Source organism: Polynucleobacter sp. UK-Mo-2m-Kol15, assembly GCF_018881505.1.
In the GTDB taxonomy this organism is placed as follows: Bacteria; Pseudomonadota; Gammaproteobacteria; order Burkholderiales; family Burkholderiaceae; genus Polynucleobacter.
Genome location: NZ_JACVQC010000001.1, coordinates 1,818,727 through 1,834,254 on the forward strand (window position 1 = coordinate 1,818,727; position 15,528 = coordinate 1,834,254).

A 15,528-nucleotide genomic window follows, 5' to 3' on the forward strand; every position below is an offset into this window, starting at 1 on the left:
CTTTTTGACATGAATAAACCAAAGATGGCGGATGCCGATGATGGCCTCTTTAAGCCAGGCAGCAAACTAAGACACATTAAAACTGGCGGCTTTTACAAAGTGGTAATGCTTGCCAATGTTGAAGCCAACTTAGAGCCAGCCTACGTATATGAATCACTCCAGTCGCATGACTTTTGGATCCGACCAAAAGCAGAAATGGAAGATGGTCGATTTGAATTGATCGATGCCTAAGATAAGAATGAAGAAACTAAAATGACTGAAGATCGCATCACTAACCTTGAAATCAAACTCAGCTTTACTGAAGATTTAATTGATCAACTAAATCAAACCATCTACAAGCAACAGCAGCAAATTGAATTTCTATACCGTGAGCTTAAATCCATCAAGGAGCAAGCTAGCAGCGGTGATGGCACAGCCAACAGCAGCCCTAAAGATGAAATTCCTCCTCATTACTAAGGCCCTTGATTTATTGCTAGTTAAGTTATATCATTTTTGACATATACCATTATTGATATAATTTATGGATGACCACGTGGACCGTACACACCCTCAACCCCACTGTTGATAGGGAACTAGAGGCTCTGCCAACGGATATGAGGAGTCGTTTTGTAAGGGTTTCTGGGCTACTTGAGCAGTTTGGCCCACAGGATGTCGGTATGCCCCATATTAAATCTTTGGGTGATCAATTTTGGGAAATACGCGTCTCAGGTAGAGATGGTATTGGCAGAGGAATTTATATCTACACCAGCGGCAAAAGAATTATCGTTTTACATGTATTTATAAAAAAGACTCAGAAAACTCCATCAGCAGCTTTAGAAATAGCAACAAGAAGAGCTAAACAGGCAAACTTAATATGACTAAGATCTCAAATTTACATAAAAAGTGGATCAAAAATCCCGAGTACAAAAAAGCCTATAATGAATCTCGTGTGGAGTTTGAGATTGCCCAAGAGATTATCGAGGCGCGCATGAAAAGTGGGTTATCTCAGGAGGAGTTGGCAGCACTGATGAGCACCTCTCAATCTGCCATTGCAAGGCTTGAAAGTGGCGCTGGACTCCCCTCTCTAAGAACCCTTACAAAACTGGCAGCTGCAACTAATACTCATATTGAAATTCACTTTAAGCCAATTAAGAACTCAAAGCAAAAGCTAGCAGCTTGATCCCCAAAAAAAATCAGTTACGATTGAAGTTAATTTCGAAAATTATTAAAAAGGATACTCAAAATGGGTAACTTAGTACCGTTTTTAGTTCAGTGGGGTTTGACTTCTTTATCCCTTTGGGTTGCCAGCTATCTGTTTAGTGGCTTGCGTTTTGCTGATGGTGGCTCGCTCCTAATCGCCGCTCTACTGCTTGGCTTTGCCAATGCGGTTGTAAAGCCTTTATTAATTCTATTTACTCTGCCGCTAACTGTCCTCACCATGGGATTATTTTTGCTGGTGGTCAATGCTTTAGTGCTGATGCTAGTTTCTGCAGTAGTGAGCGGCTTTACGATCTCCAGCTTCTGGACCGCCTTCTTTGCCAGCATCTTTATTTCATTATTCAGCCTCTTTATCAGCGGACTACTCTCTTAAGTATTACTTTGCTCCAGGATAGATATCAGACCAGGGGTGGAGTGCATTCTGGCAGGGGTGACTTTTTGTAGTCATTGATCTTGCGTTCTCAGCCAAAATACTTGCGCCACCCGTTAAAAATCCAAGCCCAATCGAAACGGCGCTATTCACAACACCAGCTTGATTAATAGCCGCCTTAGGATTTGCTAGGGTTCCACTCATTTTTACTAACCCCGCCAAATCAAGCCCAGTAGTCAGCCCTGATTTTTCTTGGGGATCAATAGTGAGATTAACCGCCTCTGTTTTTAAATTGATAGAGCCAGCCAAAACTACATCTAATCTATCAGTTTCAACACCAACCGTCTTGGCAATATTGATCTGACCATTATTAATCGGCATATAAGCAACCGCACACTCTAGAACTGTCTCACTTGTTTTTTTGCGCAGTGGATTAATAGAATCCAAAAGCGTGACTACAAAGTCACCAGCATCATTTAAAAAGTTCGTACCCATTTGAGCCCGAGCAATACTCAACTGAATCTTGCCATTGGAATTTGCCGCCATTTGATGAAGGCTACCTCCAGATGTCTTTATATCAAATGCCAACCTCATAGCGCCTCCACTGACCTTGGAATTGGCATCAAGTCTGGCCAATAGACTCTCAAGCATCAGGTCCTTTGTAAACCCTTTCGCAGAGAGAATAGGGGATGTTGTATTTAACTGGGAGAGCTTGATCTGCAAATCAGCTCTCCCCTTACCCATCTGCAAGGTCAGGCTTGGAATATCAATCGCACTGCCATCGAGCCGCAAGGTAGCCTGAACATTTTCAATGGGCTTGCGTTTTGATAAACCCAATTCGCCAATATTGATCAGGATTTCCCCTTGGACCCGAGGAAGCGCATCAAAGGGAATGCTCTCATTGCTGAATAAATATTTAGGTTTTGGTTTTGAGATCTGATGTGAGACTGAGGCCGATTGACCTCCACCCGCATTTTGAGGGGGCTGGCTGGCAGGTACATCAAGGCTAGGCCAGTCAAATGCTTTTGAACTCAAGCTCAAATGAATTTGAGGCTCGGTCTTAGGGGTCTTATTTACCTCACCCTTAATCAGCATAGACTTGCCATTCATGCTCAAGTTCAGATCGATCGGAAATTGCATCGATGAAACATCCCACTGCTTCAATAATCCAGATATACGACCCGTTTTTCCACTGAGCTCTAGAGTTTGACCTAAAGCTTGCATGCTGAGTGAAACAGTTGTTTTATCACCGCCCTCCACCAAAGACAAATGCTTAATTTGATAACTCGCTGTGGCACCGGAAGGACCTTGATACTGAATACGGGCATCAGCTACAGAGACACTCTCCATATAGATTAAATTATCCCCAAGCGATGAAGTATCTGCACTGCCATTACTAGGGACAGTAGCAACATTAGATGTATCTGTACTCATGTCCCAATTCGCTTTACCAGATGCATTTTTTTGGAGAAGCAACTCTAGACCAGTAAGCTTCACATTACCAAGCTCAATACGCTTAGTCAGCAGTGGCAGAGTTTTGATATTTAAATCAATACGCTGGAGAGTGAGCATATCTGGACTCGATGCCCAAGATGCATTGCTTAAGCTCAAGCGCTCAGCTGAAACAGAAATGCTCGGAAAAAATCTTAAGGTCACTGGTCCTGAGATTTTTAAATCTCGTCCGGTAGCAGCCTTCACTGAAGAAGAGAGCATCTTAGTTAATTGCGCCGAATCCACCACAGTAGATGCATACCACGCCCCCGCCAAAAGTAGGAGAATTACCCCGCCTAAAGCGCTGATGATGATCTTGACTGATTTACTCATAGTGAATTGATTCTAAATTACCTAGCTAGCAGTGGGCTGTAATTGATAATTTATTTACTTCGCTAGCATGATCTATATAACCATCAAATGCAAATCGGAATTGCGATAGTTAGATGGTCACCCTGAAGATTACCAAGTAACTCCCTACAACAGTATCAGCAAAAGTTGATAGAACTGAAGTAAGATTACCAAGTGCGCTAGACACATTAACTACCAATAGGAAGGGTAATAGACCATGGCTACAAAGAAGTCTCCAGCAAAAAAGAAAGTAGCTACTAAGGTGGTAAAAAAAGCCCCTGCAAAGAAGGCCGTTAAAAGAGCAGTCGCTAAGAAAGTGCCTGCTAAAAAGGCCGTAAAAAAGGTAGTGAAAAAACCGGCAATTAAAAAGGCTATCGCTAAAAAAACAGTAGCCAAGAAAGTAGTTAAAAAGGTGGTAGCTAAAAAGCCTGCAGCCAAAAAACCGGCTCCAAAAAAAGCGGTCAAGAAGTCTTCTAAAGCAGCTGCGCCCAAGAAATTAAAAGTCGATCAGTATGGACTCGAAGAGGATGATGAGTTCTACGGCTTGTACTTTGCTAAATCAACTGCCAAGGGTTTGGTTGAAGTAAAACCTTGCACCTTCTCTCTCATGTACTGGTGGAAGGGCTTACTTGGCTATCCTGACATGATTGAAATCTCCAAAGATAGTAATACGGCAATGTTGCAATTTGAGTCTACCTTTGGTGGCGGCGATTCCGGCGAAACAGAATTGACAGAAAAAGATGTATTCGATGTTGATCACATTATTGAAGTTGATGAACAAGAACAACTAGTTTCCCTCTATTCATATGTTCCAATCCCCGTTCCAGAGAAGCTCATTGGCGCATTAGGTCTCTCCATTCTGAATGTCAATCCAGAGACGCGTTATGGCAGCCTTGAGATTTGCTCTACCGACAACGAAGAAGGTGCGAATGAGCACTTTCTACGCTATCGTGCAGCGACCTATTTGCGTGGCGTCAAATCTGGCAAGGTTGAGGCTATTGAAAGTATGGTCACCAATGGTTCAGAGTTCTTTGGTTTGGCTTTAGATGCAATGTGTGTCAATAAATCAATTAAGAAATGGTTGCTTAGCTAAGTAATTGTCTATTAATAGGTATTACACACAAAAATGTAGGTCATAGGAAAGCGGTCGTTTACTGTTTTGCGAGTTTCGACAATAGAAGCGCTTCGCTTTCCTAGTTTTTTACACTCCTCTATTGCGGCCGCCTGAGCCTCGCTATCTTTAGCGGATTTTGGAGCATGCACTCCAATCGTTCCATCTGATTGTCTATAGACCCCAAACTGACTTGATGGTGTTGAACAAGCCATCAATAGTAATCCAAGGCTTGAAGCCAAAGCAGGTATTAGACGTTTCATAAGCACCAGTCGAACATCAAAATAAATAATGGTCCATTCTAGCTAGATTTTTTAAATGGGCAAGTAAGGCAAGCCGGCTGAATTTCAATTAGGATTGAGTCTATCTAATAACAAATCTACAGAAAGCACGCCATGCGGGTATTTTCCATCAACCCCCTCACAAAAGAAATCAATGCGGTAGAAATTGCCGATACAAAAGAAGCACTTCAAAAACTGATTGGTTTTAGCACCATTGATTCGGATGAAATTGACGATAACGGCGATCGACTCTTCTTTGATGAAGAGTGTTTTATCAGACAACAAGGCAATGTAGGTCGCTTCAAAGTGGACAGCTTAGCACCGGTAGCTGGGATTGGCGTGATCGTCAATAGCAAAGATGGGAAAACCTTTCAATCGCCCGCTATCGGCGCAGAAGAGCTACTAAAAAGAGTGACTTACTTGTAACCCACCCTGTCTAGCAATCTTTGGGCGGCAATTTGATTCTTACCGATTGCCGCAATAGAGATATTTTCAGCTTTGTATGGCCCTAAAATTTTGAGCCCTTCATTTTCAATCTTGACCGATTTCACGACCGGCCACTCGTTATTCCCATTAGCAAAATACTCTTGTGCGGAATCACTGGCTAGATATTCTAGAAACTGAATGGCAGCCTGCGAGTGTGGCGCATTCTTGGCAACTCCACCACCTGCAACATTGATATGCACCCCAGTCGTTTTCTGATTTGGCCAAACAAATCCAATTTTGGAGACAATAGCCTGGTCTTCTGGCTTAGTGGAGCGCAAGAGCCTAACTAGATAGTAAGAATTAGTTAAGGCGACCCCACATTCACCCGAAGCAACTGCTTTGATTTGATCAGTGTCACCACCTCTTGGAGGGCGAGCCATATTTACTACCATGCCCTTAGCCCACTCTTCCGTAGCCTTCTCACCGCGACGTTCAATCATGGCGCCGATCAATGACAACATGTAAGGATGAGCGCCCGAACGAGTGCATACCTTACCCTTATTTATTGGCTCAGCCAATTTCTCATAAGTATCAACATCTAGGGGATTTACCTTCGCCTTGTTGTAGACCACAAGACGAGCTCTAGTTGAAAAGCCAAACCAAGTTAATCCCTCTGGCTCAGACTTAGATCGCAGGTTTTCCGGGATACGGCTCTCTAAATATTTAGACTGAATTGGCTTAAAAAAACCATCAATTTGCGCGCGCCACAGTCGGGCGGCATCGACCATCAAAATCACATCTGCTGGACTATTGGCACCCTCACTTTTTAGTCTCTCCGCTAAAGCATTGTCATCCGCCTCAATGCGATTGATCTTGATGCCTGTCTTTTTAGTGAAGTCGCTATAGAGTGCTTCATCTGTTTGGTAGTGACGAGCGGAATACAGATTGAGCTCTTTGATTTCTTGTGCATACAGTGGCAAAGCTAGTAAGCCACCTAGCAACAATGCAGTTGCCTCTAGGAATTTACGTATTTCAAGGGTTTTCATTACTGTATTTGCAATCAGAATTGGAGTGAATCCAATGTATCACAAATACGAATGATTATCAATTAAGATTTGGAAATAACCCTAGAAAGAACCAGGACTGGAAAAAGGCCAACCAATACAATCGTTAGCGAGGGTAGCGCCAGCTCGGCAAGGCGCTCATCCGCAGCCAACTGATAGGTAGCTACAGCTAAGGTATCAAAGTTAAACGGGCGCAATAAGAGGGTTGCTGGTAACTCTTTCATGACATCTACAAAGACAAAGAGCCCCGCAGTGATGAGACTGCGTTTGAGTAAGGGCACATGCACTTGCTTCAGAATCTGGGACCTAGACAGCCCTAATAGAGCTGCTGAAGCGTCCATCGATGGCGTGATGCGTGCAAGCCCCGCTTCTACGCTTTGCAGACTGGAGGAAAGAAAGCGCACCAAGTAAGCATAGACCAGCACTAATATGCTGGCCGACATCCACCAAGCAAGTTGAAAGATCTCCAAAAAGGAAAGAATACCAATCGCCAGTACTGCACCCGGTAGCGCATAACCAAATCCCAGTAATCGATTAACCCAGCTCAAGCGTGGATTCATTCGCACTGAGTAGGCGAAAAATACTGCGAGTACAACAGAAATGACTGCCGTAAGAATTGAAACTGCTAAAGAGTTAGTAAGCCAATCTAGATATCGAATATCGATTGTCAGACCTTGCTTAAAGAGTAATTGCAGTAGAGCAAATGCTGGCAGGAGAAATCCACACAAGAGTGTGACGCCACAAAATGCAAAGGCAAAAAGAGCGCCCTTGCCAGTCAGAGGTTTCGCCAAAGCCCTGCCCCTTGCTGAAGATGCATAACGTAATTTTGAGCGACTACTTTGCTCAATAAAGAAAATCAGCAAGACAAAACTTAATAGACCTAAGGCTAGCTGTACTGCAGCCACACGGTCGCCAAAAGAAAGCCAGGCCTTAAAGATGCCTGTAGCAAAGGTTTGAACACCAAAGTAGGATACCGCGCCAAAATCTGCCAACACTTCCATGAGTGCCAAAGCCATACCAGCAAAAATAGCTGGTCTTGCCATCGGCAGAACTAACTTGAAGAATCCTTGAAGCTGACTGTAACCAAGCGTTTCTGAAACCTCAATCAATCGCCCGCTACGCTCTAAAAATGCTGTACGCGTAATGAGATAGACGTAAGGAAATAAGCAAAAGGAGAAAGACCAAATAGCGCCGCTTAATGAACGTGGATCCGGAAAGAACCAGAGCGAGTCCATTCCCAGTATGGCGCGAAGCGTACTCTGTATCGGACCTGAAAATTGCAGAAGATCTACAAACAGATAGGCCATGACATAAGTGGGGACGGCCAAGGGCAAAATCAAAGCCCACTCAAATATTTTCTTACCCGGAAAATCATAGTTCGCAATAATCCAGGCATTACCCACACCTAGGATAAATACACCGACCCCTACACCAAGAATCAGCACTAAGGTCGAGGCAATGTATCCACCTAATACAAAGTTCCATAGATGGCTGAGTGTGCCAGTGGCCAAAGAGTCGTTCCCCGAAAACAGGAATGGCGCTGCCAAGCCAAATAAGGGCAAAAATAACAACAAGGCAAGCGGCGCCACAATCCGATTCATTAATTCCACAATCCGTTTAGACTCTAGCTATGTATTAAACCACTAGCATTAATGAGAAAATTATAGGGATGAACTCCGCTCACACGCTGCTTTCTATCAAACAGCTGGAAATTGACTACCCTAGCCGGGATGGCCAAGGGCGTGTAACAGCTGTTAAAGGCCTTAATTTGCATCTTGCTCAAGGCGAGATTGGCTGCCTACTGGGCTCCTCAGGTTGTGGAAAGTCCACCGTTCTCAGGGCAATCTGTGGATTTGAGGCATTAAAAGCGGGCGATATCCTCCTGCGCGATCAGGTGGTGAGCTCAAACTCCGTCCACATCCCACCCAACCAAAGAAAAGTGGGTATGGTCTTTCAGGACTTTGCTCTCTTTCCCCATCTCAATGTTTTAGAGAACATTGCATTCGGATTGCAGCACCTACCGAGCAATCAACGATCTTCTGTAGCTATGGAATGGCTTAAAAGGGTTTCCCTCTCTGATAAAGCAGATGCCTACCCTCATGAGTTGAGTGGTGGCCAACAACAACGCGTTGCATTAGCAAGAGCAATGGCTCCAGAGCCCGACCTAATTTTGCTAGATGAGCCCTTCTCTAGTTTGGATATTGAACTCAGGGAGCGCCTGGCAGGCGAGATGAGGGAGATCCTCAAGGCAAATAACATTACCGCTCTACTAGTCACTCACGATCAATTTGAAGCCTTTGCTATTGCCGATAAGGTTGGCGTAATGACAGAGGGCAAGGTCCTGCAGTGGGACATACCATACGAGCTTTATCACAAGCCCGTCAATCGCTATATTGCCGACTTCATTGGCCGCGGGGTATTTGTCAAAGGGGTTGTGCAAGCCAACAATAAAGTGAAGATTGAATTAGGCGAGCTCGATCTTGAAGAAGATCGTAGCAAGGAAATTGGCAAAGAAATTGATGTACTCTTGCGCGCCGATGATATTCAACATGATGACCATAGCACTCTGCTCGCAGAGGTTGTGCGCAAGACCTTTAGAGGTGCGGACTTCCTGTACACACTGAAACTAGCATCTGGCATTGAGATTTTTGCTTTTGTACCCAGTCACCATGATCATGCTATTGGAGAAAAGATTGGCATACATCTGGTAGCCGATCACGTTGTAACTTTTAGCGAATAAATAAGCGCTACATAAAGTCATCGAAAAGCATCCAATGACATCAACGGCCTGCGTAGAATTAAAAGATCTCCGACTCAATACCCAAATCGGTACCTATGCACCTGGCGCTACCATCCCTGATCAACATCTACTGAATCTGACTTTATGGATCAGCACTAAACTGATATTGATTTCAGAAGATCTCATGGCTCAGGTGTTTGATTACGATCCCCTCGTCATTGAAATTGATCGCTTAGCTGCTGATGGACATTACGAGACTCAGGAAAGATTAATCACCAGGATAGTTGAGGCATGTGCTCGCTATTCGGAAATTGAGTCTCTAGAAATTAGTCTTAGGAAAACACCCGTTCTGGAGAGTTCAGGTGTATTGGGGATCAAGCTATACCTTGATGAAAGCAGTCTAGCCCGTATGAGGACAGAACCTACTTAGCCGCTTAAGCCCTCCTCCAGCGCATCGACAAGATGGTCATACTTGAGAAAATTTTCACGATGTCTTCTATAGTACAAAAGACCTTCATTCAAGCTGGCCACAGAGGCGCCCCGCTCTCGCATTTTGTCCCAGAGATTCCAATCCTCTTGCGGATGAATCCCGTCAGCATATTTTCGCTTGTAACCCACTTGCTGACCCAGAGAGGTTCGATACATCATTGAGCCATGATGCTTACCTTCGCGATCCCAGTAGAGATCTCCTTGGTGAGACCTAGTCTCACCAGGAACGCGATCGTGAATCTCTTCTTTTAATTCGCCGGTAACCATAATGTCATAAGTAACAATATCTGCATGAGCATTGGATAGCAACGCAATGGCATCCGATCTGAGCCAATTGTCAGCGCCGATGAAAAGAACGTATTCCGTATTGACTCCCATTAGCACATCATGGAAGTTGGCCACAGTACCTAAATTTTGAGGCCTCAGAATATATTCAATATCAGGATATAAGTCAGGTAAATGACTGCAATCATGCGCCCCATCATCAACAAATAGAATTCTGGCAGGAGCTTTTGTTTGGGATAGCAAGGACTCAATGCAGTGCGCTGCAAGGTGGCCATACTTATAAGAGGCTATAACGACGGTAATCATATTGCTGGGCATTAGAACATGAAAGTATGATGTCTGAATGAAGCCCTGCTTTAAACCCCCTACAATAGGCATATGTTGATCCAAATCGCCAATCTACTCCTTCAGGTCCTCGTAAGTATTGTTGCAGGAGCATGTCTCCTCAGATGCTACCTCCAGTGGCTCGCATTTAATCTAGGCTCAGGCCAAAGTAGAACCATTGGTGCTTATGTACTACCTCTTAGTAATTGGATAGTGATCCCACTTCGTAAGCTGATCCCCAGTATTGGTCGCTTTGATGTCTCCAGCTTTTTGGCTGCTTATTTGCTGATCGCAGGAAAAACAGCAATACTTTTACTGCTCTCAGGAGCATCTCTAACCGATATCTCGTGGCTCCTATTGGCCTTAATTGACATGGTGGATCTAATCCTTTCTGGATTGGTTGGCTTGGTTTTTGCGAGTGTCATTCTCTCGTGGGTTAGTGCTGGATCCCAGCTTCAGTACTTGGTATCACTCTTAATTGAGCCCCTTCTGGCACCAATCAGAAAAACAATCCCCAGCTTCGGAGCCTTAGATTTATCACCCCTACTACTGCTACTCATCTTACAAGTACTGCAGATTGTGGTGAGCAATCTTAGGTGAGCAATGAAGTCTAATTAGACTCAAGATGCTCCAAAATAACCTTGATAAAGTATTCGCCATAGCGCTCTAGCTTTGCTTGTCCAACCCCAGCAATACGAGTGAATTGATCTAAGGTGGTGGGCGTAGATTGAACCATCTCTTGCAAAGTACTGTCATGAAAAATCACATAGGGGGGCACTCCTTGTTCGCGTGCCAGCTCAGTACGCTTAAGCTTGAGCGCCTCCCAGAGTTTCTCATCTGCAATATTGCTAAAGGGATGTGTAGAACCCTTCCTCGCCCCAGATTTCGTAGCCTTACTCTTGGAATAGCCTGCTTCTTTTCGGAGCCAAACCTCTTGCTCTCCACGTAGGACAGGTAAAGCAATGTTATCTACTAACTTTAAGCCGCCATGTAATGCAATGTCTGCATCTAAATATCCACCAGCTACTAATTGACGATAGATGCTATTCCACTGCGCCTGATTGAGTTCTGCGCCAATCCCAAAGGTACTCACCTGCTCATGAAAATACTGCTTCACTCTGGGGGTCAATTTGCCTATAAGCACATCTATTAAATGCGTCACGCCAAAGCGCTGGCCTGTGCGATATACGCATGACAATGCTTTTTGCACTTCTTGTGTAGCATTCCAGGTGGCTACTGGCTCTAGACAGTTATCACAGTTACCGCAGCTACCGGCATGTATCTCTCCAAAGTAGCGCAGGATCGTTTGATGGCGGCAGCTTGTGGATTCACAATAGCCTAGTAGGGAATTCAGTTTTTGGCGCTCTACCCGCTTACGGTCTTCAGAAGCTTCACCAGAGTCGACCATTTGCCTCAAGCTCACTACATCCCCAAACCCATAGGCCATCCAAGCATTTGCAGGCAAGCCATCGCGTCCTGCTCGTCCAGTTTCTTGGTAATAACCTTCCATACTTTTGGGTAGATCTAGGTGAGCAACAAAACGGACGTTGGGCTTATCAATACCCATACCAAAAGCTACGGTTGCAACCATGATGACGCCCTCTTCGCGTAAGAAGCGTTTTTGATTAGCGTTGCGCGTTTCTACACTTAAACCTGCGTGATAGGGCATTGCATCCCACCCGCGATCTTGTAACCATTGTGCAGTCTCTTCTACGCTGCGACGCGATAGGCAATAAATAATTCCTGAGTCATCGGCATGCTCGGCATCTAAGAAATGCTCTAACTGTTGTTTAGCGCTCTGCTTTTGCAAAACTCGATACTTAATATTGGGACGATCAAAGCTAGAAACAAACTGCTCAGCGGATTCTAGCGAAAGACGTTCCACAATTTCTGCTCGAGTTGGTGTATCTGCGGTAGCCGTTAAGGCGATTCGAGGGACTGTCGGAAAGCGCTCATGTAAAACAGTTAGCTGGAGATATTCTGGACGGAAATCATGACCCCATTGCGAAACGCAGTGCGCTTCATCAATAGCAAATAAAGCAATTCCAGGGCCAGCATCGAGTCTATCGAGCATGGATAGAAAACTAGAGCTCATCAGTCGCTCTGGCGCTACGTAGATTAAGTCAAGATCTCCAGCGAGTAATTGAGTAATTACTTGTTGAGATGAAGCGGCATCTAGACTAGAGTTTAGAAATGAAGCCTTCACGCCTAACTGGGTTAAGGCATCTACTTGATCTTGCATCAGTGCAATTAAGGGCGAAACCACCACTCCCACACCGCGTCGAACAAGTGAGGGAATCTGATAGCACAGAGACTTCCCAGCGCCAGTAGGCATGAGGACTAAAGCATCACCGCCTGCTACTACGTGCCCAATAATAGATTCTTGAGCACCTCGAAATTGATCAAAGCCAAAAACATCACGAAGTACTTGCTGACTCGATTGCAACAGTAAGGCTCCCTTAAAATAAAAAGCCCCACGTCAAAGCGGGGCTTTATGTATATTGTCTCTGCACATACAAATACAGAATGTGGCTGGCGGAGAGGCTGGGCTAACCTTGCCATGTATGAGCATGGAACTCTTTAGCCTTTATGTGTCTGCATTATAGACTGGGAAAGCTTACAAAACCTTGCTGTTGTTCTGATTTCATAAGTAGTGAATTCTCATTAGATGTCTAAATCTGTAGATTCAACTCCATCCTAGTCCAACCCATTACAGGAATGAAATTTGGAGTCGACCTCATGAGCTCAAGCTTCACGTCAGAGGCGCTATCAATAATGGACTCAGCAAGGAAGATGTTCAGGAGGTTTCTACAGGCTGCAATTTACTGCGGGGTTCCTGCAGCAATTGACAGCTTTAGATGTGCCAAGGAAATCTTTGCAGAGATGGGAATTTAAAAGCGGAAGATCAAGCTGTGTAGCTCAGGAAGATAAGGCCTGCCTAATTTAATTTAATTTAATATACATCTAATCTATTATTATCTGTATTTAGTTTCGACCATTTACTTGCAAAAATTCATATGAAAATTAAAGCCAAATTAACTACTTTGACTCTAAAATGCATAGTCATTAGCAGTCTGACGCTTGCTAATACCTTATCGTATGCAGATGAAAACGGCAGTGGGTTTTGGCTTACAGGACAATATGCGAGTGGCGCCGCTTTACCCCCTTCACCAGGATTTGGTATCACTACGATGTATTACAACTACAAGGGTACTCAGAATTCAACCGTACCTGCTGGTGGAGCAAACCTGAAATCCAATATCAGCGCAACAACAACTGCCTTATTGCTTCAGCCAAGCTATACCTTTGATACTAAATTTTTAGGAGCAGTACCTTCAGTTGGCGTCGGCTTTGGTCCCGGTAACGCTTTTACGGGCCTTACCTATTCGGCAGGTGCAGAGCAAGTCTTTTCAGGAAATCAAACAACCAATGGGATGACTGATTTGTATCCGATCGTTAACTTATATTGGTCGGATAGCGATAAAAATCACTATATGACATATCTAACTGGCAATATCCCAGTTGGCACTTACAATAGTAATAACCTTGCTAATTTGGGCTTAGGTCATGCTGCAGTCGATGCAGGAGGCGCTTACACCTACACTAACCGAGAAACCCAATGGGAGGGCTCAGCTGTTCTCGGTTTTACTAATAACTTTAAAAATTATGCAACTAATTATAAAAGTGGAATTGACTCCCATCTGGACTTCGCCATATCCAAAGGTATCACTAGAGAATTATCTGCGGGTATTGCCGGCTATGTTTACTACCAGTTAACAGCTGATGGTGGTAGTGGTGACACTGTAGGCCCCTACAAAGGTAGGGTATTGGGTTTAGGCCCCGAGGTGGGTTACTTATTTAGCCTCGGTGGAAACGGCACTCCAATGACCTATTTAAACATCCGAGGGTATAAAGAATCTTGGGTAGAAAATCGTACGGGTGGATATGCCATGTTTGCAGTACTTACATTACGCTGGGGCGAAAACAATATTAGTAAATTCTCGCGCAATAACTTAACCAGTCGGTAAGTACCTCGATGTCGTGATGCTTACTTGAGTGGTTTTTTAGCAGTGAAAAATATTGCCTGCTCAATCACCATCAGGTCAACTATTTCTAGTTTACTGCTCTCTAGAAATCCCCTGATCCCATCAAGAGTAAAAAGATGTCTTTTTGCGAAATGTAATCGATGCTGGAAATAACTATAAGGCCATGAAGCCTCCAGAAAAGTGAACCCAGTAAAACTCGCACCAGGACGCATACAGCGAGCTACCTCCAAAATTGCCTGCTGTGGATCGGGGAGTGCCTGCAAGGCATCAGAACAGTTGACAGCTCCGAGACTTTCATTAGCAATAGGGAGCGCAGAGGAAGATCCACGAGCTAGCGTTGACCCTTTGATATTTCGTTCGCAGTGTTGAATCATGGCAGTGCTGTAATCAACCGCAATTACCCGCGCTCTTCCAAAAATATCAATTAAAAGCTGGGTTGAATTTCCGATTCCACAGGCTAAATCCAATATCGGCCCATCGACAGGTCGTAAAAATTGATTTAAGTATCCTTGCTCCCTATCATGAGTAATTAACGATAACCAATCTTGACCCATGACACGAACAAATCTAGGGCGAGTCTCCGCCCCATAAATTTTTACAAGAGACTCCGGGTATTCCTCAGGATCTACACAATCTTTAGGGATTAAATTGGGGGTATCAGAGCACCACTCATAGCTCGACTGACACTTCTGACAGCAAATAATATCTGCAGAATAATCAAGCTTTCCAAGGCACTCAGGGCAAGCTAGTACATTTTTAAATACTGATGTTCTGGCATCGCATACTTGATTGCAGGCCATAGCACCTTGATACGCCAAAAGGAACTGACTTCTGACCGGATGGTCTTCAAGCAAAGAAAAAACTAGGCCAAGATTAGTAGCTTGGTAAGCATCCTGACCAAGATAATCAGATAATCGCCCACCAATCAATGAGGCATCCTCCGGGAAATGTCCAAGCAAAAAAATAAATCCGTGAATTTCTTTTGCATCTCCGACGGAATGATCACTCCTTAAAATATTCTCAACAATGCTCAAATATTCTGGAATACCTGCTCTAATTTTTCGCCTTTTATCAAGCTCTAATGTGCCACTTTCTGCATCTACTAGCGCGCCCAGAAGCCATGCAATCTTGTTTTGGAGCGCAGGAGTAAGACGCCCTATTGATTCAATCAACACATCTATGCAAGCTAGATCATTGCATAGAAACACACTTCTACTAGGATTAAGGGGCTTAGCGCTCCACAGATCATTCATAAGACGCTCAAACGCAAGAGAATGCAAGATGTCTCTGCCAGAGCTTAAGTCAAGAATTAATTTATTAAATCTACTGTTTGTGCTCATAATGATTTCAAAA

General features: G+C 44.2%; 18 protein-coding genes and 1 pseudogene. 12 read left to right on the top strand and 7 right to left on the bottom strand.

Annotated features, from left to right (window positions below; all coding sequences use genetic code 11):
* Positions 1–9: 9 nt before the first annotated feature.
* The 5 genes from ICN43_RS09410 (at position 10) to ICN43_RS09430 (ending at position 1,570) form a co-directional block, all read left to right on the top strand.
* A complete protein-coding gene (locus tag ICN43_RS09410; RefSeq protein WP_216199191.1) occupies positions 10–231 on the top strand; it encodes a hypothetical protein in 222 nt (73 codons plus the stop codon).
* 21 nt (positions 232–252) lie between these two features.
* Positions 253–456, top strand: a complete 204-nt coding sequence (locus ICN43_RS09415) for a SlyX family protein (protein ID WP_216199194.1) — start codon at positions 253–255, stop codon at positions 454–456.
* Between the two features lie 68 nt (positions 457–524).
* On the top strand, positions 525–857 hold the full coding sequence (locus ICN43_RS09420; RefSeq protein WP_216199196.1) for a type II toxin-antitoxin system RelE/ParE family toxin: 333 nt from the start codon (positions 525–527) through the stop codon (positions 855–857).
* A complete protein-coding gene (locus ICN43_RS09425; RefSeq protein WP_216199198.1) occupies positions 854–1,159 on the top strand; it encodes a helix-turn-helix domain-containing protein in 306 nt (101 codons plus the stop codon). The genes ICN43_RS09420 and ICN43_RS09425 overlap by 4 nt, the downstream gene beginning before the upstream one ends.
* 63 nt (positions 1,160–1,222) lie before the next feature.
* Entirely contained in the window at positions 1,223–1,570 is a 348-nt protein-coding gene (locus ICN43_RS09430) for a phage holin family protein (RefSeq protein WP_216199200.1), read from the top strand.
* 3 nt (positions 1,571–1,573) lie between these two features.
* Here the strand turns inward: ICN43_RS09430 and ICN43_RS09435 are convergent, their stop codons facing one another.
* Positions 1,574–3,391 (bottom strand): AsmA family protein, encoded by a 1,818-nt coding sequence (locus tag ICN43_RS09435; protein WP_216199202.1) that lies wholly within the window; start codon positions 3,389–3,391, stop codon positions 1,574–1,576.
* 235 nt (positions 3,392–3,626) lie between these two features.
* Here ICN43_RS09435 and ICN43_RS09440 point away from each other — a divergent pair, with 235 nt between their 5' ends.
* Positions 3,627–4,502 carry a hypothetical protein gene (locus ICN43_RS09440; RefSeq protein ID WP_216199205.1) on the top strand — a complete coding sequence of 292 codons (876 nt, stop codon included), beginning with the start codon at positions 3,627–3,629 and terminating at the stop codon, positions 4,500–4,502.
* A gap of 11 nt (positions 4,503–4,513) precedes the next feature.
* Here the strand turns inward: ICN43_RS09440 and ICN43_RS09445 are convergent, their stop codons facing one another.
* Positions 4,514–4,783, bottom strand: a complete 270-nt coding sequence (locus tag ICN43_RS09445; RefSeq protein WP_216199207.1) for a hypothetical protein — start codon at positions 4,781–4,783, stop codon at positions 4,514–4,516.
* Between the two features lie 132 nt (positions 4,784–4,915).
* Here ICN43_RS09445 and ICN43_RS09450 point away from each other — a divergent pair, with 132 nt between their 5' ends.
* Positions 4,916–5,227 carry a hypothetical protein gene (locus ICN43_RS09450; RefSeq protein WP_216199209.1) on the top strand — a complete coding sequence of 104 codons (312 nt, stop codon included), beginning with the start codon at positions 4,916–4,918 and terminating at the stop codon, positions 5,225–5,227.
* On the opposite strand, the gene ICN43_RS09455 is transcribed toward ICN43_RS09450, so the two are convergent.
* Together ICN43_RS09455 and ICN43_RS09460 are read right to left on the bottom strand one after the other, a co-directional pair.
* The gene (locus ICN43_RS09455) at positions 5,218–6,273 is read right to left on the bottom strand and encodes an extracellular solute-binding protein (protein WP_216199212.1); all 1,056 of its coding nucleotides are present in this window, start codon (positions 6,271–6,273) and stop codon (positions 5,218–5,220) included. The two genes, ICN43_RS09450 and ICN43_RS09455, sit on opposite strands and share 10 nt — an antisense overlap.
* A 62-nt stretch (positions 6,274–6,335) precedes the next feature.
* Positions 6,336–7,892 (bottom strand): iron ABC transporter permease, encoded by a 1,557-nt coding sequence (locus tag ICN43_RS09460; RefSeq protein WP_216199215.1) that lies wholly within the window; start codon positions 7,890–7,892, stop codon positions 6,336–6,338.
* A 68-nt stretch (positions 7,893–7,960) separates the two neighbouring features.
* Here ICN43_RS09460 and ICN43_RS09465 point away from each other — a divergent pair, with 68 nt between their 5' ends.
* Complete coding sequence (locus ICN43_RS09465; protein WP_216199217.1) at positions 7,961–9,031, top strand: ABC transporter ATP-binding protein; 1,071 nt, start codon at positions 7,961–7,963, stop codon at positions 9,029–9,031.
* Between the two features lie 34 nt (positions 9,032–9,065).
* Positions 9,066–9,461, top strand: coding sequence for a dihydroneopterin aldolase (locus ICN43_RS09470; protein ID WP_216199221.1), 396 nt, complete (start codon positions 9,066–9,068; stop codon positions 9,459–9,461).
* Here the strand turns inward: ICN43_RS09470 and ICN43_RS09475 are convergent.
* Entirely contained in the window at positions 9,458–10,111 is a 654-nt protein-coding gene (locus tag ICN43_RS09475; RefSeq protein WP_216199224.1) for a glycosyltransferase, read from the bottom strand. The genes ICN43_RS09470 and ICN43_RS09475 overlap by 4 nt on opposite strands.
* A gap of 72 nt (positions 10,112–10,183) precedes the next feature.
* On the opposite strand from ICN43_RS09475, the gene ICN43_RS09480 reads away from it, so the two are divergent.
* Positions 10,184–10,729: a YggT family protein gene (locus tag ICN43_RS09480; RefSeq protein ID WP_216199227.1), complete on the top strand. Its 546-nt coding sequence runs from the start codon at positions 10,184–10,186 to the stop codon at positions 10,727–10,729.
* A 10-nt stretch (positions 10,730–10,739) separates the two neighbouring features.
* Here the strand turns inward: ICN43_RS09480 and recQ are convergent, their stop codons facing one another.
* Positions 10,740–12,575, bottom strand: a complete 1,836-nt coding sequence (gene recQ, locus ICN43_RS09485) for a DNA helicase RecQ (RefSeq protein ID WP_216199232.1) — start codon at positions 12,573–12,575, stop codon at positions 10,740–10,742.
* 283 nt (positions 12,576–12,858) lie between these two features.
* Here recQ and ICN43_RS11195 point away from each other — a divergent pair.
* Positions 12,859–13,024 (top strand): annotated as a pseudogene (locus ICN43_RS11195) (carboxymuconolactone decarboxylase family protein); the annotation flags it as partial.
* A gap of 122 nt (positions 13,025–13,146) precedes the next feature.
* Entirely contained in the window at positions 13,147–14,157 is a 1,011-nt protein-coding gene (locus tag ICN43_RS09490; protein WP_216199235.1) for a transporter, read from the top strand.
* Positions 14,158–14,177: 20 nt separating this feature from the next.
* On the opposite strand, the gene ICN43_RS09495 is transcribed toward ICN43_RS09490, so the two are convergent.
* Positions 14,178–15,515: a class I SAM-dependent methyltransferase gene (locus tag ICN43_RS09495; protein ID WP_216199238.1), complete on the bottom strand. Its 1,338-nt coding sequence runs from the start codon at positions 15,513–15,515 to the stop codon at positions 14,178–14,180.
* Positions 15,516–15,528 lie beyond the last annotated feature (13 nt).